The organism is Brevundimonas sp. KM4 (assembly GCF_000964075.1).
Taxonomy (GTDB): Bacteria; Pseudomonadota; Alphaproteobacteria; order Caulobacterales; family Caulobacteraceae; genus Brevundimonas; species Brevundimonas huaxiensis.
Map to the genome: position 1 here is coordinate 46104 of NZ_JZRG01000006.1, position 18986 is coordinate 65089.

The window sequence follows — 18986 nt, forward strand, 5'->3', positions numbered from 1 at the left end:
TCTATGCCGCCAGGTGCGAGAACGCGGCGACGACCTGTTCATAGGCCGGGCGTTTGAACGGCACGATCAGGTCGCAGGCGTCCGACAGCGGCCCCCAGCGCCAGGCGTCGAACTCGACCTCGTCGTCGGCCGCCAGATCGATCTCGGCTTCGTCGCCGGTGAAGCGGAAGGCGAACCACTGCTGCTTCTGCCCCTTGAAACCGCGCCAGGCCTTGGCGTTGTTCATGGCTTCGGGCGGGAAGTCGTACAGGATCCAGTCGTCCGTCCGCGCCAGCAGTTCGATCGAGGTGACGCCGGTCTCCTCATGCAGTTCGCGGCGGGCGGCGGCTTCCAGATCCTCGCCCGCATCGACGCCGCCTTGCGGAAACTGCCAGTTATGCGGACCGGACGTAGCGTGCCGCTGGCCGTACCAGACCAGGCCGTCGCGGTTGAACAGCACGACCCCGACATTGGGCCGATAGGCGTCGAGATCGGACACTAGCGCCCCGGCCGCATCGACATGGACGAGGCCGGCGCCAGTTGCAGGCCGCGCTGTTCCAGACCGGCGGTCCAGCGGGCGGCGGCCTCGACCGTCACCGGATAGCTGAAGCCGGCCCCCAGGGCCGAGCCGCGCAGCTTGGCCTGGGCTTCCAGACCGTTCAGGGCGGCGACGATGGCGGCGGGCGACTGGGTCCGGTCGATGACGCGGTCCGCGCTGGCCCGCGCCCAGGCGCCCGGCCGACGTTGGAACGAGCCGTCGTCCAGGAAGGCGACGCCGCGCTGGCGCAGGACGCTCAGGAAGGCGTTCATACCGGTGTCCGACCCGGCGAACCGGTCGCCCAGATAGTTGGTCACGCCGAAATAGCCCGTGGCGCGGCTCAGCAGCCAGTCCATCTTGGCGGTCACGTCGTCGGCGCCGCCGTCGGCAAGCAGCGTATAGGGTCCGGGGTCGTTGTCGGGATAGCCGGTCGGCTCCATCGGCATTTCCAGCATGACCTCATGACCCTGCGCGCGCGCCTGGTCGATCCAGCCCTGCAGATTGTCGGCATAAGGCACGAAGCTGAGCGTGACCTCCGGCGGCAGGCGTTCGATCGCCGCGCGGGTGGTCACGGCGTTCAGGCCCAGCCCGCCGACGATCAACGACACGCGCGGCTTGCCGTTCGGTCGGAACGGTCGGGCATAGGCCTGGGCCGGCACGCGGCCGTCGGGCGCGATCATCGGCAGGGGACCGTTCGATCCGGGCTGCCACAGGCCGGCGATGGGGGCCTTGGCCAGGGGCGAGGCGGCGTGGACGGGCGCCGTGATGGGCGCGCCCTGACCCGAGACGCTGCCGCCGTCCGGCAGGGTGATGACGGCGTCGCCGCCCGCGGCCGGATCGGCGCCGCCCGCCAGATTCTGATACAGCCCCATCGCGCCCATGGAGAAGGCTTCGAAACCCGTCGGGGCCGGCGCTTGCGGTGCGGGCGCGTCACGTTCCAGCGCGACATGGGCCGAGGGCGTTCCCGCCTTGGGATCGCCCAGCACCGTCAGGAACAGGGCGCTGGCGCTGAGCAGCAGCAAGCCCGCCAGACCCGCCGCGACCGGCGGCTTCTTCAAGGCGTCGACGACAGGTTTCAGGCTCGGGCCGTCCTTGGCGCGCGGGGCGGTCCCGGCGGTGGCGGCGAGTGCGGATTGGCGTTTGGCGAACATGGGCAAGAGTGGAACCGATCTGGAATCCTACGCCCGCATCATCGCGCGCCGTCGGTTAAGAAACCCTAACGGGCGGTTCACCATGATCGACGCGGTGATTTCTGGTGGCGACTGTCACGGATCGTGCGTTGACGCGGGCGACTTCGCCCTTCCAGATGCCGACCTCCCCACGCCGACCCAGGATATTTCAGATGATGAGCCCCGCCGCCGACGACGCCCTGCGTGACGAAGTTCGACTGCTGGGCGGCATTCTGGGCGACATCATCCGCGACGAGGGCGGTCAGGCCCTGTTCGACCATGTCGAGGCGGTGCGACAGGCCTCGATCGCCTATCACCGCGACCCGGCCTCGCACCCCGCCAAGCGTCTTGAGAAGCTGCTGACCGCGATGTCGGTGGATCAGGCGGCCGGTCTGGCGCACGGCTTCGCCTTGTTCTCGCTGCTGGCCAATATCGCCGAGGACCGCTCGACCCGTCGTCGCGCCCAGAGCCAGGCCGTGGCCGGCGCCCGGCCCGACACGCCGGAAGGCGCGCTGAAGCGTCTGGCCGACCAGGGCGTGGATCGCGAGGCCGTGCGCGCCCTGCTGGATCAGTCGCTGATCTCGCCCGTCCTCACCGCCCACCCGTCGGAGGTCCGGCGCAAGAGCGTCATCGACCGTATCGCCGCCATCACCGACCTGTTGGACGCCTGCGACAAGGCCGGCGACGCCTGCACTCTGGACGCCATCGCCGAACCGCTGCGCCGCCAGATCGTCATCCTGTGGGCCACGCGTCTGGTCCGTACCCAGGGCCTGGTGGTGCAGGACGAGATCGACACCGTGGTCTCCTTCCTGGACCGCATCTTCCTGCACGTCGCGCCCAAGCAGTTGTCGGCTTGGCGGCGGTTGCTGGAGGCGCCCGAGCTGAAGCCCTTCATGCGCGTCGGCACCTGGGTCGGCGGCGACCGCGACGGCAATCCGAACGTGGACGCCACGGTGATGGCCGCCGCCTTCCGCACCCAGGCGCGGGCCGTGCTGAGCTTCTATCTGGAGGAGGTGCACGCCCTCGGCGCCGAACTCAGCCTCGCGGCCGAACTGGCCCAGGTGTCGCCCGCGCTTCAGGCCCTGGCCGACGCCGCCCATGACCCCTCGCCCCACCGCGCGGACGAGCCCTATCGCCGCGCCCTGACCGGTATCTATGCCCGCCTGGCCGCCACGCACGAGAAGCTGGGCGACGCCCCGCCGCCGCGTCGCCCCGCGGTCCAGGCCGAACCCTATCCCGGGCCTGACGCCTTCGAGTCTGATCTGAAGACGCTTCACGACAGCCTGGTGTCGCACCACGGCGGCGTCTTCGCCGACGACCGGCTCAGCGACCTGATCACGGCGGTCGAGGTGTTCGGCTTCCACATGGCGACCCTGGACATGCGCCAAAACGCCGACGTCCATGAGCGCGTCGTCGCCGACCTGCTGAAGGTCGGCGGCGTTCAGTCCGACTATCTGGCGCTGGACGAAGAAAGCCGCCTCAAGGTGCTGGCCGCCGAACTGGCCTCGTCGCGCCTGCTGTTCAGCCCCTATGCCGACTATGAGCCGGAAACGCTGAAGGAGCGCGCCATCCTTCAGGCGGCCGCGACCGCCCTCGCCGCCTTCGGCCCCCAGGCCATTCGCACCCATATCGTGTCCAAGACGGACGCGGCGTCCGACCTGCTGGAAGTCTATCTGCTGCTCAAGGAGGTCGGTCTCTACCGACCCGAAGACCCCGCCGCCTGTCCCATCCAGGCCGCGCCCCTGTTCGAGACCATCGAAGACCTTCGCGCCGCCCGCCCCACACTGGAGCGGCTGCTGCAGGAGCCGTCGGCCCTCGCCGTCGCCAAGGCGCGCGGGGTGCAGGAGGTGATGATCGGCTATTCGGACTCGAACAAGGACGGCTCCTATCTGACCTCCGGCTGGGAGCTGCACGAGGCCTCGCGCGCCCTGGTCGAGGTCACGCAGAAGCACGGGCTGAAGCTGCAACTATTCCACGGGCGCGGCGGCACGGTCGGGCGCGGCGGCGGTTCGTCCTTCGCCGGCGTCCTGGCCCAGCCGGAAGGCACGGTCCAGGGCCGCATCCGCACCACCGAACAGGGCGAGGTCATCGCCAACAAATACGGCGAACCGGAGATCGCGCTTCGCAATCTGGACGCCCTGACCTGCGGCGCCATGCTGGCCTCGCTGGGCAAGGGGACGGACCACGCCTTCACCGCCGAACACGGCGCGACCCTGTCGGACCTGTCGGCGCGTTCGATGGCCGCCTATCGCAAGCTGGTCTATGAGACCGACGGCTTCGTCGACTACTACCGCGCCGCCACCCCCATCGCCGAGATCGCCGATCTGAAGATCGGCTCGCGCCCGTCGTCGCGCACCGCCTCGACGCGGATCGAGGATCTGCGCGCCATTCCGTGGGTGTTCAGCTGGTCACAAAGCCGGGTCATGCTGCCCGGCTGGTTCGGCTTCGGCTCGGCCGTGCAGGGCAAGGACATCGGCGAGCTGAAGGCGATGGCCGAGGCCTGGCCCTTCTTCAAGACGCTGGTCCAGAACATGGAGATGGTCATGGCCAAGTCCGACATGACCATCGCCCGCCGCTACGCCACCCTGGTCCCCGACGCCTCTCTGGCCTCGCGCATCTATGGCGAAATCCGCGAGGAGTGGCAGCGCACCCATGACGCCATCCTGGCCATCACCTGCCATGACGCCCTGCTGGGCGGCCAGCCCGAACTGGACCGGCTGATCCGGCTGCGCATGCCCTATGTCGAGCCGCTGAACCACGTCCAGATCGAATTGATCCGCCGCCGCCGCGCCGGCGACGACGACCCCCGCGTTCGCGAGGGCATCCTTCTGGCCATCAACGGCGTGGCGGCGGGATTGCGAAACAGCGGGTGACTACAGCCACTTTGTCCGTTTGAACGTCACATACAGCGCCGCGCAAATGGCCGCGATTACGCCCAGGACCGCATAGTATCCGTATTCCCAGCGCAGCTCGGGCATGTGTTCGAAATTCATGCCGTAGATGCCGGCGATGGCGGTCGGCACGGCCAGGATGGCGGCCCAGGCTGCGAGTTTGCGGGTGATCAGGCCCTGACGCTGCTGCTCCAGCAGGTTGGCGACTTCGAAGACCGACGACAGGATGTCGTTCAATCCCCCCAACCGACTGTTCACCCGCCGCACGTGGTCGCCCACGTCGCGGAAATAGGGCCGCACGTCCGGGTCGATACAGGGCAGGTCCAGAGACTGAAGCCGTCCCAGCACCTCTTCCATCGGCCCCAGGATGCGCCGGAACTTCAGCAGCTCGCGGCGCAGTGTGAAGAGCCGGCGGATTTCCAGGCGTGACAGGAAGGCGTCCAGCGTCCGCTGCTCCATCTCCAGAACGCTGTCCTCGACATCGTCGACGATGGGGGCATAGGCGTCGACGATGAAATCCAGAATGCCGTGCAGGACAAAGTCCGGCCCCTTCTTCAGTTGCAGGGGCGACGCTTCCAACTGCGCTCGAAGCAGATTGTGCGCGCGGGCCGAGCCGTGGCGGATGCTGACCACATGGTCGTCGCCGACGAAGACGTGCGTTTCGCCATAGGCGATACGATCGTCGATCTTCAGAGCCGTGCGCGCCACGACGAACAGTTCGCGGCCATAGACCTCGACCTTGGGCATCTGGTGCGCCGCCAGAGCGTCCTCGACCGCCAGCGGATGCAGTTTGAACCGATCGACCAGAATCTCGATCTCTGCGTCCGTCGGATCGTAAAGGCCGATCCAGACGAACTCGCCCGGCTCCAGCGCCAGCCCCTCTGGCGTCAGCGGCGCCTCTCGCACGCGCTGACCGTCGCGATAGACGTAGGAGGCGACGACGGTCATGCGGGGTTCCGGGATCTGTGCGGGTCTCGACCTGCTCTAGGCCAGGTTTCAGCCAAACGAAACGGCCGGCGGATCGCTCCGCCGGCCGTCAGGTTCACGAACGCGCTCAAGCAGCGCGAAGCGCGGTACCGCCCTCGATCAGGAAACCGGGAAGCCCCGGACCTTCAGCAGGGCCGCCACGTCCGGGTCGCGACCGCGGAAGGCGCGATAGGCTTCGGCGCGGTCCGTGGTGTTGCCGGGCGCCAGCATGATCGACTTGAAGCGGCCGGCGATGTCCGGATTGAACACGTCGCCCGACTCTTCGAAATAGGCCCAGGTGTCGGCGTCCATCGTCTCGGACCACAGATAGCTGTAGTAGCCCGCCGAATAGGCGTCCGACGTGAACAGGTGATTGAACTGCGGCAGGCGGTGCCGCATCACGATCTCCTTGGGCATGCCGATCCGCGCCAGGCTGGCCTTTTCGAACGCGTCGATGTCGGTCGGGGGCACGGCCTGGGTGTGCAGGTCCATGTCGACGATGGCCGAAGACAGATAGCTGACCGTCGCATAGCCCTGGTTGAAGGTGGCGGCGGCCTCGATCTTGTTGACCAGTTCGGCCGGCATGGCCGCGCCCGTCTGATAGTGCTTCAGATAGCCGTCCAGGATCGGGCGGCTCAGCACCCAGTGCTCGTGCACCTGCGACGGATATTCCACGAAGTCGCGCGGCGTATTGCCGTACGACGGATAGGTCACCACCGACGACAGATAGTGCAGGGCGTGGCCGAACTCGTGGAACAGGGTCTCGGCGTCGTCCAGCGAGATCAGCACGGGCTCGCCCGGCTCCGGCTTGGTGAAGTTGTTGTTGTTCGACGCCAGGATGACCTTCGAGCCGTCCAGCTGCGAGAAGGACCGATAGGTGGTCATCCAGGCACCCGAACGCTTGCCCGGACGGGCGTAGTCGTCGGTGTAGTAGAGACCGATCAGGCGGCCGTCGCGGCTCTTGTCATAGACCTCATAGGCCTCGACGTCCGGCTCGAAGGTCGGCACCGAACCCTTGGGCAGCTTCTTGAACTGGAAGCCGTACAGGCGCTCGGCCATGGCGAAGGAGCCGGCGCGGACCGCGTTCAGCTCGAAGTAGGGCTTCAACTGGTTCTGATCCAGGTCGTACTTGGCCTTCCGCACCTTCTCGGCGAAGTAGAGGTAGTCCCAAGGCTCGATGTCGAAGCCGGCGATCGCCTTCATGTCGGCGACTTCCTCGGCGACGCGGGCCTTGGCCGGCGCCCAGACGCGGTCCATCAGGGCCTGGGCATTGGCCGGGGTCTTGGCCATCGTGTCCTGCATGCGCAGTTCGGCGTGGTTGCGATAGCCCAGCAGCTTGGCGCGTTGGTCGCGCAGCTTCACGATCTCGGCGATGGTCGAGTTGGTGTCGTTGGCGTCGCCGTTGTCGCCGCGATTGACGAACTTCTTCCAGACCTGCTCGCGCAAGGCCCGGTCGTCGGCGAAGGTCAGGAAGGGATCGACCGCCGATCGCGTGTTCAGGATCGCCCAGCCCTGCAGATTGCGGCTGCGCGCCGCGCTGGCGGCGGCCGCCTTGTTGGAGTCCGGCAGGCCCCGCACGCCGGCCTCGTTGGGGATCAGCGTCCAGGAATTCTCATCGGCGACGACCTTCTGGCCGAAGCGGGTGAAGGCGTTGGACAGGGCGGTGTTGATCCGGCCCAGTTCGGCCTTGCCGGCCGCGTCCAGATTGGCGCCCGAACGGATGAAGGCGTCGCGGCGACGCTCGGCCAGACGCTTCTGCTGGGCGCTGAGGCCCGCCGCGTCCGCGGTGTCGGCGACGGCCTTGACCCGCTGGAACAGCTTCTCGTTGAAGGTGATCTCGTCGGAAGCCGCGGACAGCAGCGGCGACAGCTCGGTGTCGACCGCGTCATAGGCTTCGCCGCCGATGTTGGAGGTCATCACGCCATAGACATTGGACGCCCGGTCCAGTGGCTCGCCGGCCAGTTCCAGCGCCGCCATGGTGTTGGCGAACGTCGGGGCCTCGGGGTTGTTGGCGATGGCGGCGATGTCGGCGCGTTGCAGTTCGATGCCTTCCAGCATGGCTTCGCGCAGCTTGGCGGGCGTTACCTTGTCGAAGGGCGGAACGCCGTCATACTTCCCGGTCCAGGCCTGCAGCAGCTCGGCGCGCGGCGTCTGGCGGGGCAGGACGGCGCGGGCGATGCGCGCTTCCTCCGCGACGCTGGCGGCGGACGGCGCCGCAGCGGACCCGCTCGAGGTCGCGCCCGTGGAAGCGCAGGCCGATAGGGCCATCAGGCTGCCGCCCGCGATGAGAAGCTGGCGTCTATGCATGGAATGCTCCGAAACAAGATCATGGTTGCGATACACTTAGGCGCACGGATCGCCCCCGTCACCTGACGCGGGGATAAACTTGGCGCTAATCCGGTTGGATACGTCGTCGCACTGTTCTAAAGCCGGGCCATGGCTATTGGCGTTTTCGACTCCGGCGTGGGCGGCCTGACCGTCCACCGCGAACTGACCCGACGCTTTCCCCAGCGGGACTTCGTCTATCTGGCCGATCAGGCCCACGCCCCCTATGGCGGGCGCGGCGGCGAAGACATCGTCGAACTGACGAAAACCGGTTGCGAAAGGCTGTTCGACGCCGGCGCCTCCGTCGTCGTCCTGGCCTGCAACACCGCCAGCGCCATTGCGCTTCGCCGCCTACAACAGACCTGGCTGCCGGGTCTGCGCGAGCGTCTGGGCCGCCCGGTCAACATCCTGGGCATCATCGTCCCGACCATCGAGGCGGCGACCGGCAAGCCTTGGAGCTTCGAGGCCGAGCGCCCGCAGGAAGGCGAAAAGGTCGCCTCCATCGACATCACCGGCGTCTTCTGCACCGCCGCCACCGCCATCAGCCGCGTCTATGAAATCGAGATCGACAAGCGGCGCGAGGACATCGCCGTCTTCTCCGAGCCCTGCCCCGGCCTGGCGGGCCTGATCGAACTGGGCGCGCCGCCGGAGGAGCTGAAGGTGGTGATCGACGACCACGTCGACGCCCTGCGTCGCCGCATCGGCCGCCACCCGGACAAGGCCATCCTGGGCTGCACCCACTATGAGATTGTCGCCGAACTGTTCGCCCAGGCCCTGCCGGCCGGCACCGTTCTGATCGAACAGCCGACGGCGGTGGCGGATGCGCTGGAGCGCTATTTCAAGGCGCACCCCGAATACGATCTGGGCGACAGCGGGCGTCGCGACTTCCTGACCACCGGCCAGGCCGGGCCTCAGTCGGAACTGGTGTCTCAGTTTTGGGGCGCGCCGGTGACGTTCGAACAGGCCTGAGGGCTCAGCAGCCCGGACAATCGGGCAGCGGCTCGGTCTCCAACTGCAAGGTCGTATGGCCGATGGCGTAGCGCTTCGCCACGGCCTGGGCCTCGCAGATCAGGGCCGCCGTGTCGACGCGGTCGTGGACAAGGTGGGCGGTCAGGGCCGTCTCGGTCGTCGACAGTCCCCAGACGTGCAGATCATGCACGGCTCGCACGCCCGGCAGGCCGACCAGCGCCTGTTCCAGAGCCGGCACGTCCACGCCCGTCGGGGCGCCGTCCATGGCCAGATTGACCGAGTCCTTCAGCAAGCCCCAGGTCGACCACAGGATCACGACCACGATCACCAGGCTGACCAGCGGATCGACCACCGACCAGCCTGTCATCATGATCAGCCCGCCCGCCAGAACCACGCCCAGCGACACGCCCGCGTCGGCCATCATGTGCAGATAGGCGCCGCGCGCGTTCAGATCGTGCTGCGACCTCATGAACAGCAGCGCGGTGCCCAGGTTGATGACGAAGCCGATGCCCGCGACCGCCATGATGACGCCCGAGCCGACGGGCGCCGGTTCGTTGAACCGCCGCACGGCCTCGAAAGCGATGGCCCCACAGGCGAAGATCAGCAGCAGCGCATTGGCAAGCGCCGCCAGCACCGTCGCCTTGCCGAACCCATAGGTCCGCCGACCGCCCGCCGCCCCGTGTGCGCCGCGTCGCGCCAGCCAGGCCGCGCCGCCCGCCATGGCCAGACCCAGCACGTCCGACAGATTATGCCCGGCGTCGGCCAGCAGGGCGGTCGAGTCCGCGATCAGCCCCGCGCCGAACTCGCACGCGACGAAGGCCAGATTGACCACCAGGCCGACGGCGTAGCGCCAGTCGCCGGTGTTCACCGGGCCGTGGTTATGGGCGCCGTGGCCGTGATTGTGTCCGTGGTGGCTGTGGGAATGCCCATGGCCGTGATCCGCATGATCGTGGTCATGGCGGCGGCTGGGGCTGTGGTCGTGCGCGGCGTTCATGGGTCGCCTATACGCCCTCTGGCGAAACAGCCAAGCCGATACATGATAACGCATTGAATGTTATCATGTAATATCGCGTCAGTGTTGATGCATGGCGACGACGAGGCCGAGCGCGATCAGGGCCACGCCCAGCACCGCGCCCTCGTATCGCGCCCATCGCTCCAGCCGCAGGATCGAGGCGCCGGCGCTGGCCAGAGCCGTGAAGACCGCCATGCCGGCGATGGTCCCCGCCGCGAACACCACCGTCAGCAGCGCCAGGGCGCCAAGGCCCGCCGAGGCCGACGACAGATAGATGGGCAGCAGCACTTCACCTGGAGAGACCGCCATCATGGCGACCAGACCGAGGAAGGCGGCCTTATCGGACACGGCCGGCTCGGGCGTCTCGACCGCAGGCCCCCCGGCCATGGCCGGGCGCTTCAGGGTCGCGCGGGCCAGATAGAAGGCGCCGAACAGGAACAGCAGCACCGCCGCCAAGTGAGGCAGCACGCCCTCGATCCACTGATCCAGCGCCAGACCCGCCGCCACGATCAGACCGCCGACCACCGCCGTCGTGGCGATATGGGCCAGGCCCGCGGCCGTCACCGCCATCAGGATCCGCGACGGTCGCCAGCCTTGCGCCCGCCCAACCAGGGTGAACGGCAGCCAGTGGGTCGGCAGGGCCGCATGCAGAAAGGCCGCAACGAAGCCGCCGCCCAGAAGGGAAAGCATGACGGACTGTTCGGGACCGGGAGACATGATCGGCCCTATAGCTTGTTACTTTATAACAGTCGAGAAGAATCGGCGATCAAAGCCAATCGGCGAACGGCTCGCGATCCAACATCTCTTCATAGGTCGGGCGTGGCCGGATCACGGCCCACTGATCGCCATCCACCAGTACCTCGGGGATCAGGGGCCGGCTGTTGTATTCGCTCGACATCACCGCGCCATAGGCTCCTGCGCCGGTGAAGACGATCAGATCCTCGGCCTCCAGCGGCGGCAGCGCGCGGTCCCGCGCGAAGGTGTCGCCCGTCTCGCACACCGGGCCGACCACGTCGTAGGCCATCGCCGCGCCCCCGCGCGGATTGACCGGCTGGATATCGTGGAAGGCGTCGTACAGGGCGGGCCGCATCAGATCGTTCATCGCCGCGTCCAGCACCAGAAAGCGCCGTCCGTCCGAGCGTGCGTTGATCTGGATCACCTGGCTGAGCAAAACCCCGGCGTTGGCGGCCAGCAGCCGGCCCGGCTCGAACGCCGCCTCGACGTCCAGGCCATTCAGAATCTGCGCGGCCATGGCGACATATTCGGCCGGCGACGGCGGCTCGGTCCCACCGGAGTAGGGCACGCCCAGCCCGCCGCCCAGATCCAGCCGGGTCACGGCGTGACCCTGCGCCCGCAGTTTGCGCGTCATGTCCGCCAAGACCTCGAAGGCGGCCTTCAGCGGCTCAAGGTCGGTGATCTGGCTGCCGATATGGCAGGCCAGCCCCACCGGCGTGACATGGGGCGAGGCCGAGGCGCGGGCATAGAGCTTCATCGCCTCCTCGACCGGCACGCCGAACTTGTCGCCCTTGCCGCCCGTGGTGATCTTGGCGTGGCCGCCCGCGCCCACGTTCGGATTGACCCGAACGGCGATGGCGGGCGACGCGTCCATCATGGCCGCGACGGTGATCAGCCGATCCAGCTCGGCGCCGGATTCGACGTTGATCTGACGCACGCCGACGCTGATGGCGAAGGCCATTTCCACATCGGTCTTGCCGACGCCGGAGAAGATGATCCGGTCGGACGGCACGCCGGCCGCAAGAGCCCGGCGGATTTCGCCCTCGGAGACGGTGTCCGCGCCGGACCCCAGTTTCGCCAGGGTCGCCAACACCGAAAGGTTGGAGTTGGCCTTGACCGCAAAAGCGATCAGGGCCTCGCCCAGAGCGTCCCGATGCGCATCGGCGGCGGCGCGCAGCAGGCCGTAATGCCGCTTCAGCGTCGCGGTGGAATAGACATAGGCCGGCGTGCCGACCTCGTCCGCGATCAGCTCCAGCGGCACGCCCTCGGCATGGAGGGCGCCGTCCTTCAGGTCGAAATGGTGCAACTTACCGCGGGTCGTTCTGGGCGGCGCCGGCGCCGATCGGGTTGGACGGGCCGCCGTCGATCGGCACGCTGCTGGACGGACGGTTCATGGTCGCCGGCTCGGGCAGGCCCGGCGCACGGCTGCTGCGCGGCGCACGCTCGGTCTCGCGCACCGGCGATTCCAGATCGGCCATCCGGCCGCAGGCGGAAGTCAGAAGGGCGAGCGCGCCCGCGAGGATGAGTGTCTTCTTCACAGGCGGTCTCTCCAGTCGGCGATGCGCGCACGGACCTGTTCCGGCGCGGTTCCGCCATAGCTTTGGCGACTTTGGCACGAAGCCTCGGCGGTCAGCACCTTGTAAACCGCTTCGGTGATCCCCGGCTCCAGTTTCTGCATTTCTTCCAGCGGCAGTTGCGACAGATCCACGCCCAACTCCTCGGCTCGCTTGACCGCCGCGCCGGTCACGTGGTGCGCCTTTCGGAACGGCAGGTTCAGTTCACGCACCAGCCAGTCGGCCAGGTCCGTCGCGGTCGAAAAGCCCGCGCCCGCCGCCTGCGCCATCCGCTCGGTATTCGGTTGCAGGGCTGCAACCATGGCCGTCATGGCGACCAGGGCCAAGTCCAGGGCGTCGAACGCCTCGAAAACCGGCGGCTTGTCCTCCTGCATATCCTTGGAATAGGCCAGCGGCAGGCCCTTCATCACCGTGGACAAGGCGACCAGCGACCCCATGATCCGCCCGGTCTTGGCCCGCACCAGTTCGGCGGCGTCGGGGTTGCGCTTCTGCGGCATGATCGACGAGCCGGTGGTCAGGTCGTCGGGCAGGCTGGCGAAACCGAACATCGGCGTCATCCAGACCACGATCTCCTCGGCCAAGCGCGACAGATGCCCCGCGGTGATCGAGGCGGCCGCCAGGCTTTCCAGCGCGAAGTCGCGGTCCGACACGGCGTCCAGCGAGTTCGCCATCGGCCGGTCGAAACCCAGATCCGCCGCCGTCGCCTGACGATCGATTGGGAAGGGCGATCCGGCCAGGGCCGCCGCCCCCAGCGGGCTTTCATTCATCCGGGCGCGGGCGTCGGCGAAACGCCCGGCATCGCGGCCAAACATCTCCACATAGGCCATCAGATGGTGACCCAGGGTCACGGGCTGGGCGGTCTGCAAATGGGTGAAGCCGGGCATCAGGTCGCCGGCATGCTGTTCGGCGCGCGTCAGAAGCGCGGCCTGCAGAGCCTTCAACTGCGCGACCGAGCGATCGCAGGCGTCGCGGACCCACAGGCGGAAATCGACCGCAACCTGATCGTTGCGGCTGCGCGCCGTGTGCAGCCGGCCGGACGGCTCGCCGATCAGTTCATTGAGGCGCGCCTCCACATTCATGTGGATGTCCTCGAACTGATCGCGGAAGGGGAAGGTGCCCGCCTCGATCTCGGACTGGATGACGTCCAGCCCGCCCAGGATCGCGTCCGCATCGGCCTGCGCGATGATGCCCTGCTTGGCCAGCATGCGGCAGTGGGCCCGCGATCCGGCCAGATCCTGACGCCACAGGCGCTGGTCCACGCCGATGGAGACGTTGATCGCCTGCATGATCTCGGCGGGGCGCGACGAAAAGCGTCCGCCCCACATGTCTTGACCCGCGGGCTTTACCGGCGCAGTCGAACCGCCGGATGGATTGGCGTCGGAAGAAGGTGTTTCGGTCATGAGCGGCTCAAGAAAGGCGATCTGGGCGGTCGTCGGCGCGGTCGTCGTCGTCAGCACCATCGCCGGCGCCGGCGGCATGGCGATGTCGCTATACGCCAATCATCGTCAGAAGGCGCAAGTCGAACAGACGACAACCGCCGCTGCGGCGCCAAAAAGCGACCTGGCGCGCTTCGCGGTCGGATCCCTGGCCGCCCTGTCGACCCCGGCCGAGGCCAAGTCAGCGCCCGAATACGCCTTCCGCGACCGCACCGGCACGGCCGTCCGCTTCTCGGCCTTCCAGGGCAAGGTCGTGGTCGTCAATCTCTGGGCGATGTGGTGCGCGCCCTGCAAGGCGGAGATGCCCACGCTCCAGGCGCTGGCGAAGGCTTATGAGACGAAGGAGGATCTGGTTGTCCTGCCGATCAACGTCGACGCTACGCCCGACGCCGCAGCCGAAGCGAAGCGTTTCTTGGCCGACCACGCGCCTCTGCCCTTCTACAGCGACGCCAAATTCCAGCTGCCGTTCGAGTTTCCCGGCAAGGGCGCCATGCCGCAGACCATAGTCCTGGATCGTCAGGGCCGCATTCGCGCCGTCATGAGAGGCGAGGCGGACTGGTCAAGCCCGGAAGCCCGCGCCCTGATCGATGCGATCCTGGCGGAAGGCGGCGCGCCGCCTCCCGCCTGATTGACCTTAGTTGTTATTGGCCGGCACGCGCTGATCGGTCGCGGGATTGATCGCGCCGGGCTTGCCCTCGGCCGCCGCTTCCGCCTGTTCGTTTTCCAGCTTGTCGGCGACCTTGCCGGCGCCGCTCTCGACCGCCTGGGCCGCCTTCATCGCGCCGCCCTCGATCACTTCGCCGGCCTGAGACGCCACTTCGGCCGTCTTGTCGGCCGCAGCCTCGGCATGCGCCTCGGTCTTTTCCTGCTCGGCCTGGGTGCAGGCGGCAGCACCCAGCGTCATTGCGGCGACGGCCGCCATCAGGGCTTTGGTTCGGATCGTCACGACGAAACTCCGGTCAAGGTTGAAAGCTCGACCGGAAACGCAACACAACGGCGCAGGTTGCAGTCAGGCCAGAGCAAGCGGAACCATAGAACCCGACACGGGGTTTGGCTCCGAAAGTGGAGGAGGAGACGGCAATGGACGAGTTTCGCAGAGATGACCCGAATGTGATCATTCCGATCGCCAGCACGCTCCCGCGTGTAGAGGAAACAATCATTGTCGAGCGCGAAAGCACCACAGGCTGGTGGTTGGCCGCTCTGCTGGGCGCGATCGTAATCGGCGTCGCACTATGGTTGTTCACCAGGCCCTCCGATCGTGATCCGTCAGCGGAGCTTCGCCTGGCCCAGGCCGAAGCCGCAGCCGCCGACGCCCAAGCCACCGCGCAAAGCGCCCTCGTGAGAAACAGCGAGGCCGAGGCTCGCGACAGTATCGCGCTTGCCCAGGCTCAGGCCATGGCGGCCCGGGCGGAAGCAGACAGGGCGATCCAACAAGCGCGCGTAGCACAGGCCCGAGCCGCCGAGCCGGTGGTGATCGAACGCCAGACGGTGGTTCGGCCGGCCTCGAGCGGCGACGTGGTGATCGCACCGACCTCACCTCAACCTTGAGTCTTTCCGCGACAAACTCTTGGATTGCCAGAGAAGGATAGACGTGGGAGCTTGTCTGGTCCGAAAAGGAGACAGCCGTGTTCCCAGTTTCTCTGATCTTCGCCGCTACTCTCGCCGCTCAGGCTTCTGGTCAGACGTCGCCGGCTGGCGAGGTCGCAACGCCTCAGACTGGACCTGTCGCTCAGACCACAGCGCAGGAACGGCCTCGGCGTGTCTGCGAACGGCGAGCTCTCACCGGACGCCGGCTTGAGCAGACCATCTGCTACACGCCTCAGCAATATGCCGCTCTGGTCGAAGCCAAGCGTAAGGAACTTCGTGAAATCCAGAGCCGCGATGCGGTTCAGTACGACCGCTCGATCGTTGGCATTCCGCCCGGACCGCTTTGAGCTGTCAGTCTTTACACCTTGGCTGCTGACAGCGACGCAAGAGCCAAGCGTTGCCGGTCGCGGGGTGACTCGACCAGAACTCCGCACCGGATAAGCGCTCAGCAGCGCGCAACTGGCTTTGTTAGAACGATCATCCAGTGCCGGCCCGAAATAGCCAGCGAGCCTTGCTCTAAATCTGAATCAGAGCGGAACCACTCACTGGTTTTCAGAGGACATTGGAGATGCGGTCTGTAGCATTCCTGGTTATCGGGACAACTGTGCTGTCCGCACCCGCATTTGCGCAAAACTCAGAGGCGCCAAAATACGTCGTGGTCGTCGCCTTGTCGCAGGCAGGCCAAGTCGTCGATGCTCCGTCTCTGACCATGTCTCCTGGCTCAGCCGCCTATACGCAGGTCGATGGACGTTATCGTATCGACACACGTCTGACAGAAGGTGCAGGCCAGCGACTGACGTTGGAAACTACGATTGCTCGTCCCGAAGCTGAGCAATGGATCGTCGTTGCTCGACCGATGCTCACCTTCAACGAGGGGGGACGCGCGACAGTTCGATTGCCTGGCATAGGCGGGGACACGGTCGAACTGACCATCCAACCTGCACCAAGTCCTCCAACCCTATAAATCTTTCAAGCTCTGCCGTCGTTTAAACGCCCTGATTGGCTTCGCGGGAGGTCGCCGACATCCACACCGTCCTGAACAAATCCGATCCAAAGCGGAGTTCAGCGGTGTCGATCGCTGACGGACTTGGACCCTGGTTCTTAGGGCTTGCAGGCCTTCCGACCACACCGAACTGCGTCGCCGTTCCAACTGTTAGTTCTGCACATGGGAGCGCCGGATGTTCGCCCCTTCGACGGCCCAGATCGTGTCGTTGCCCACGGTGACCACGTAGATCGGCAGGCGATACAACAGCGATGCAAAGACATGAGTCTCCACCGGCAACGGGGAGACGATGTGGCTCACGACAAGCGCGTTCAACTGACCGTCGCGGGCGGCCTCACGTCGGTCAGAAATGATACAGGTCGCGGATAGCTGGTCGCGCCGCAGCAGTGAACGGCCGTCCGCTGAGATGCGAAAACGGTAGTGGCCGGTGAGGATCAGGCTGTTGGGATCCGTGGTGGAGGCAAGCAGCCAGACCAGCCAATCTTCGCTGTCCGGATCTTTGAGGACGACAGCATTATAACGCTGAGCACAACGCAGCTCGCCGATCTGATTTGCAGCCGTCATGCGCGCGTCGAACCGTGCGAGTTGATCAGCGGGCAGGACAGGATCGACAGCCGCTTCCACCGGACCTGCTCCTTCGCTGGTGACCAGCACATCCCATGCGGCACGCCGCTGGCCATTCTCCTGGCGCAAAAAGCGGACTCGCTGGTTGTCCCCCTCATCGACCACGATCCAGCCGATCAGATCCGTGGGAAGACGGTTGCGGAAATGTTGGGTGAGTGCGTCGCTAGCGACAGCTGCAGCGGCATCCTGGCGATAAAGGGCCGCTCCGATGACCTGAACCTTCTCAAGCGACCAATCTTCGACAGACGTGGGCGGCGCATCCTCACGCGCGACTGCGGGCTGGCCTCCCAGCAGCACGACAGCTGCGGCAAATACGAAATGTTTCAACAGGCTGCGCATCCAGGAAGCTCCTCAAGCCGAAGGCGTACCACCTCCGCGAGAGGAAAACACCCGCCAGGCGCCCGGTTAAATGCTAATCGGCCCTTCGCAGACTGCCGCTCAAAGATGCTCCGGACCCAGAGCGGAAACTGGACAGAAGGCCAAGGTGGATCTCGATCGGAACCTTCGCCGACCGGAGCAGACTTCAGACGTGAAGGCGCGGCGAACGTAGATCTAGGGGACCTCGCACGCTCCGGATCTCATGACGGGCCATCAAACCCGACAACAAAAGTCGATCATACGCAGTGGAAATGGTGACTGGAGGCGGGATCGAACCGCCGACCTGTGGGTTATGAATCCACCGCTCTAACCATCTGAGCTACCCAGTCCCGGGCCCTGCGCGCGGCCGTGGCCAGCGCGAAAGAGGCGTGCCTATATCGCCGTCGGGCGCGCGGTTCAAGTCGTCTCGGACCAGAACCTGCGGCGATAGAGCGCAAGACGCCTTGCTGCAGGAACGGTAACGCTGGCCTCGCCGTTTCGTAACGACTGCCCACAGCCCAGCCGGAGCTCGCCCTTCATGCGCCTGATCGTCGCCGCCGCCTCGACATCCCTGCTCGTTCTCGCCGCCGCCTGTGGCGCAAATAGCGAGAGCCCCGGCGCCGCGCCTCAGGCTGGGGCCCCGCTGGAAACCCGTCCGGCGAACAATCCCGATCAGCAACCGGCTTTCGCCGGCCAGACCCGCGCGCCGGGGGTCAAGACCGAACAGGCCATGACCCACACGGTGGTCGCCTCGGGCCTTGTCCACCCCTGGGGTCTGGCGGCCCTGCCGGACGGCCGCTGGCTGGTGACTGAAAAGCCGGGCCGTCTGCGCATCATCACCGCCCAGGGCCAGGTCGGCGAATCCGTCACGGGCCTGCCCGCCGTCGATGCGCGCGGTCAGGGCGGCGTGCTGGACGTCGTCGTCGGACCGAGCTTTGCGCAGGATCGCATGATCTATTGGAGCTACGCCGAACCCCGCGAGGGCGGCAACGCCACCTCGGTCGCGCGCGGGCGTCTGTCGGACGACGGATCGCGTGTCGAGAACGTCAAGGTAATCTTCCGCGCCCTGCCCGTCTATGACGGCGACAAGCATTTCGGGTCGTCCCTGGCCTTCGCGCCGGATGGCAAGCTGTTCATCACACTGGGCGAACGCTCGGACAAGCCGATGCGGCCCCAGGCGCAGGATCTGGGCTCCCACATGGGCAAGACCATCCGCATCAACGCCGACGGCACAGTCCCGCAGGACAATCCCTTCGTTGGCCGCGCCGGAGCCCTGCCGGAAATCTGGAGCCTGGGACACCGCAACGTCCAGGGCGTTGCCGTTCAGCCGGGAACGGGCGCCATCTGGACCATCGAACATGGCACGCGCGGCGGCGACGAGGTCAATCTGGACAAGGCCGGCGCCAACTACGGCTGGCCGGATGCGGCCTACGGCGTCGAATATGCGGGCGGTCAGATCAACAGCGGCGCGACGCAAAAGGATGGCACCGAACAGCCCGTCTATTACTGGGATCCGGTGATCGCACCCGGCGGCGCAACCTTCTATCAAGGCGCCATGTTCACCGGCTGGGACGGCAACCTGCTGGTCGCGGGCCTGAAGGAAAAACATATTGCGCGTCTGGTGATCCAGAATGACCGCGTGGTGGGCGAAGAGCGCCTGCTGACGGACTTGGGCGAACGCATACGCGACGTGGCGGTCGGCGCCGACGGGTCGATCTGGGCCATCACCGACGAGCAGAACGGCAAGCTGGTCAGGCTGTCGGCGACGCAGTAGTCTTCGAGGGCCGGGGGGCTATGCGGAGCGGTTGACGCTCCAAAGGG

The 18986-nt window shown here is 66.7% G+C and carries 17 protein-coding genes and 1 tRNA gene; 6 read left to right on the forward strand and 12 right to left on the reverse strand.

Features of this window, described 5'->3' with window-relative positions; genetic code table 11:
* Nucleotide 1: 1 nt before the first annotated feature.
* Both VH88_RS03060 and VH88_RS03065 read right to left on the reverse strand, forming a co-directional pair.
* Nucleotides 2–478, reverse strand: a complete 477-nt coding sequence (locus VH88_RS03060; protein WP_045809945.1) for an RNA pyrophosphohydrolase — start codon at nt 476–478, stop codon at nt 2–4.
* Nucleotides 478–1668: a divergent polysaccharide deacetylase family protein gene (locus VH88_RS03065; protein ID WP_045809946.1), complete on the reverse strand. Its 1191-nt coding sequence runs from the start codon at nt 1666–1668 to the stop codon at nt 478–480. Before VH88_RS03065 ends, VH88_RS03060 begins: the two co-directional genes overlap by 1 nt.
* 191 nt (nt 1669–1859) lie before the next feature.
* Between VH88_RS03065 and ppc the strand changes: the two genes are divergently transcribed.
* Nucleotides 1860–4559 carry a phosphoenolpyruvate carboxylase gene (gene ppc / locus VH88_RS03070; protein ID WP_045809947.1) on the forward strand — a complete coding sequence of 900 codons (2700 nt, stop codon included), beginning with the start codon at nt 1860–1862 and terminating at the stop codon, nt 4557–4559.
* Here the strand turns inward: ppc and VH88_RS03075 are convergent, their stop codons facing one another.
* Nucleotides 4560–5525 (reverse strand): magnesium and cobalt transport protein CorA, encoded by a 966-nt coding sequence (locus VH88_RS03075; RefSeq protein ID WP_045809948.1) that lies wholly within the window; start codon nt 5523–5525, stop codon nt 4560–4562.
* Nucleotides 5526–5663: 138 nt separating this feature from the next.
* Nucleotides 5664–7850 (reverse strand): M3 family metallopeptidase, encoded by a 2187-nt coding sequence (locus VH88_RS03080; RefSeq protein WP_045809949.1) that lies wholly within the window; start codon nt 7848–7850, stop codon nt 5664–5666.
* Between the two features lie 129 nt (nt 7851–7979).
* Here VH88_RS03080 and VH88_RS03085 point away from each other — a divergent pair, with 129 nt between their 5' ends.
* A complete protein-coding gene (locus VH88_RS03085) occupies nt 7980–8837 on the forward strand; it encodes a glutamate racemase (RefSeq protein WP_045809950.1) in 858 nt (285 codons plus the stop codon).
* 4 nt (nt 8838–8841) lie between these two features.
* Here VH88_RS03085 and VH88_RS03090 read toward each other — a convergent pair whose 3' ends face one another.
* The 5 genes from VH88_RS03090 to argH all read right to left on the reverse strand — a co-directional run bounded on the left by VH88_RS03090 (nt 8842) and on the right by argH (nt 13558).
* A complete protein-coding gene (locus VH88_RS03090; protein WP_045809951.1) occupies nt 8842–9831 on the reverse strand; it encodes a cation diffusion facilitator family transporter in 990 nt (329 codons plus the stop codon).
* A gap of 78 nt (nt 9832–9909) precedes the next feature.
* Nucleotides 9910–10539, reverse strand: coding sequence for a hypothetical protein (locus tag VH88_RS03095; RefSeq protein ID WP_038293781.1), 630 nt, complete (start codon nt 10537–10539; stop codon nt 9910–9912).
* Nucleotides 10540–10615: 76 nt separating this feature from the next.
* Nucleotides 10616–11890, reverse strand: coding sequence for a diaminopimelate decarboxylase (lysA, locus tag VH88_RS03100; protein ID WP_045809952.1), 1275 nt, complete (start codon nt 11888–11890; stop codon nt 10616–10618).
* A 1-nt stretch (nt 11891) separates the two neighbouring features.
* Nucleotides 11892–12122 (reverse strand): hypothetical protein, encoded by a 231-nt coding sequence (locus VH88_RS03105; protein ID WP_045809953.1) that lies wholly within the window; start codon nt 12120–12122, stop codon nt 11892–11894.
* Nucleotides 12119–13558, reverse strand: a complete 1440-nt coding sequence (gene argH, locus VH88_RS03110; RefSeq protein WP_369796249.1) for an argininosuccinate lyase — start codon at nt 13556–13558, stop codon at nt 12119–12121. The genes VH88_RS03105 and argH overlap by 4 nt, the downstream gene beginning before the upstream one ends.
* Here argH and VH88_RS03115 point away from each other — a divergent pair.
* On the forward strand, nt 13557–14222 hold the full coding sequence (locus VH88_RS03115; RefSeq protein ID WP_045809955.1) for a TlpA disulfide reductase family protein: 666 nt from the start codon (nt 13557–13559) through the stop codon (nt 14220–14222). The genes argH and VH88_RS03115 overlap by 2 nt on opposite strands.
* A gap of 6 nt (nt 14223–14228) precedes the next feature.
* Here the strand turns inward: VH88_RS03115 and VH88_RS03120 are convergent, their stop codons facing one another.
* A complete protein-coding gene (locus tag VH88_RS03120; RefSeq protein WP_045809956.1) occupies nt 14229–14540 on the reverse strand; it encodes a hypothetical protein in 312 nt (103 codons plus the stop codon).
* A 134-nt stretch (nt 14541–14674) separates the two neighbouring features.
* Here VH88_RS03120 and VH88_RS03125 point away from each other — a divergent pair, with 134 nt between their 5' ends.
* Together VH88_RS03125 and VH88_RS15905 are read left to right on the forward strand one after the other, a co-directional pair.
* Nucleotides 14675–15142, forward strand: a complete 468-nt coding sequence (locus VH88_RS03125) for a hypothetical protein (RefSeq protein ID WP_045809957.1) — start codon at nt 14675–14677, stop codon at nt 15140–15142.
* A gap of 77 nt (nt 15143–15219) precedes the next feature.
* A complete protein-coding gene (locus VH88_RS15905; protein ID WP_156146733.1) occupies nt 15220–15528 on the forward strand; it encodes a hypothetical protein in 309 nt (102 codons plus the stop codon).
* An 806-nt stretch (nt 15529–16334) separates the two neighbouring features.
* On the opposite strand, the gene VH88_RS03130 is transcribed toward VH88_RS15905, so the two are convergent.
* Nucleotides 16335–17147, reverse strand: a complete 813-nt coding sequence (locus VH88_RS03130) for a hypothetical protein (RefSeq protein WP_045809958.1) — start codon at nt 17145–17147, stop codon at nt 16335–16337.
* A gap of 291 nt (nt 17148–17438) precedes the next feature.
* Nucleotides 17439–17515 (reverse strand) — tRNA-Met (locus VH88_RS03135).
* A gap of 188 nt (nt 17516–17703) precedes the next feature.
* Between VH88_RS03135 and VH88_RS03140 the strand changes: the two genes are divergently transcribed.
* The gene (locus VH88_RS03140) at nt 17704–18939 is read left to right on the forward strand and encodes a PQQ-dependent sugar dehydrogenase (RefSeq protein ID WP_045809959.1); all 1236 of its coding nucleotides are present in this window, start codon (nt 17704–17706) and stop codon (nt 18937–18939) included.
* Nucleotides 18940–18986: the final 47 nt, after the last annotated feature.

Bases quoted from the DNA above. Each gene is read 5' to 3' on its own strand.
- VH88_RS03065 (WP_045809946.1), bottom strand. From the start codon at position 1,668: ATGTTCGCCAAACGCCAATCCGCACTCGCCGCCACCGCCGGGACCGCC.
- ppc (WP_045809947.1), top strand. From the start codon at position 1,860: ATGATGAGCCCCGCCGCCGACGACGCCCTGCGTGACGAAGTTCGACTG.
- VH88_RS03075 (WP_045809948.1), bottom strand. From the start codon at position 5,525: ATGACCGTCGTCGCCTCCTACGTCTATCGCGACGGTCAGCGCGTGCGA.
- VH88_RS03080 (WP_045809949.1), bottom strand. From the start codon at position 7,850: ATGCATAGACGCCAGCTTCTCATCGCGGGCGGCAGCCTGATGGCCCTA.
- VH88_RS03085 (WP_045809950.1), top strand. From the start codon at position 7,980: ATGGCTATTGGCGTTTTCGACTCCGGCGTGGGCGGCCTGACCGTCCAC.
- VH88_RS03090 (WP_045809951.1), bottom strand. From the start codon at position 9,831: ATGAACGCCGCGCACGACCACAGCCCCAGCCGCCGCCATGACCACGAT.
- VH88_RS03095 (WP_038293781.1), bottom strand. From the start codon at position 10,539: ATGCTTTCCCTTCTGGGCGGCGGCTTCGTTGCGGCCTTTCTGCATGCG.
- VH88_RS03115 (WP_045809955.1), top strand. From the start codon at position 13,557: ATGAGCGGCTCAAGAAAGGCGATCTGGGCGGTCGTCGGCGCGGTCGTC.
- argH (WP_369796249.1), bottom strand. From the start codon at position 13,558: ATGACCGAAACACCTTCTTCCGACGCCAATCCATCCGGCGGTTCGACT.
- VH88_RS03125 (WP_045809957.1), top strand. From the start codon at position 14,675: ATGGACGAGTTTCGCAGAGATGACCCGAATGTGATCATTCCGATCGCC.
- VH88_RS03130 (WP_045809958.1), bottom strand. From the start codon at position 17,147: ATGCGCAGCCTGTTGAAACATTTCGTATTTGCCGCAGCTGTCGTGCTG.
- VH88_RS03140 (WP_045809959.1), top strand. From the start codon at position 17,704: ATGCGCCTGATCGTCGCCGCCGCCTCGACATCCCTGCTCGTTCTCGCC.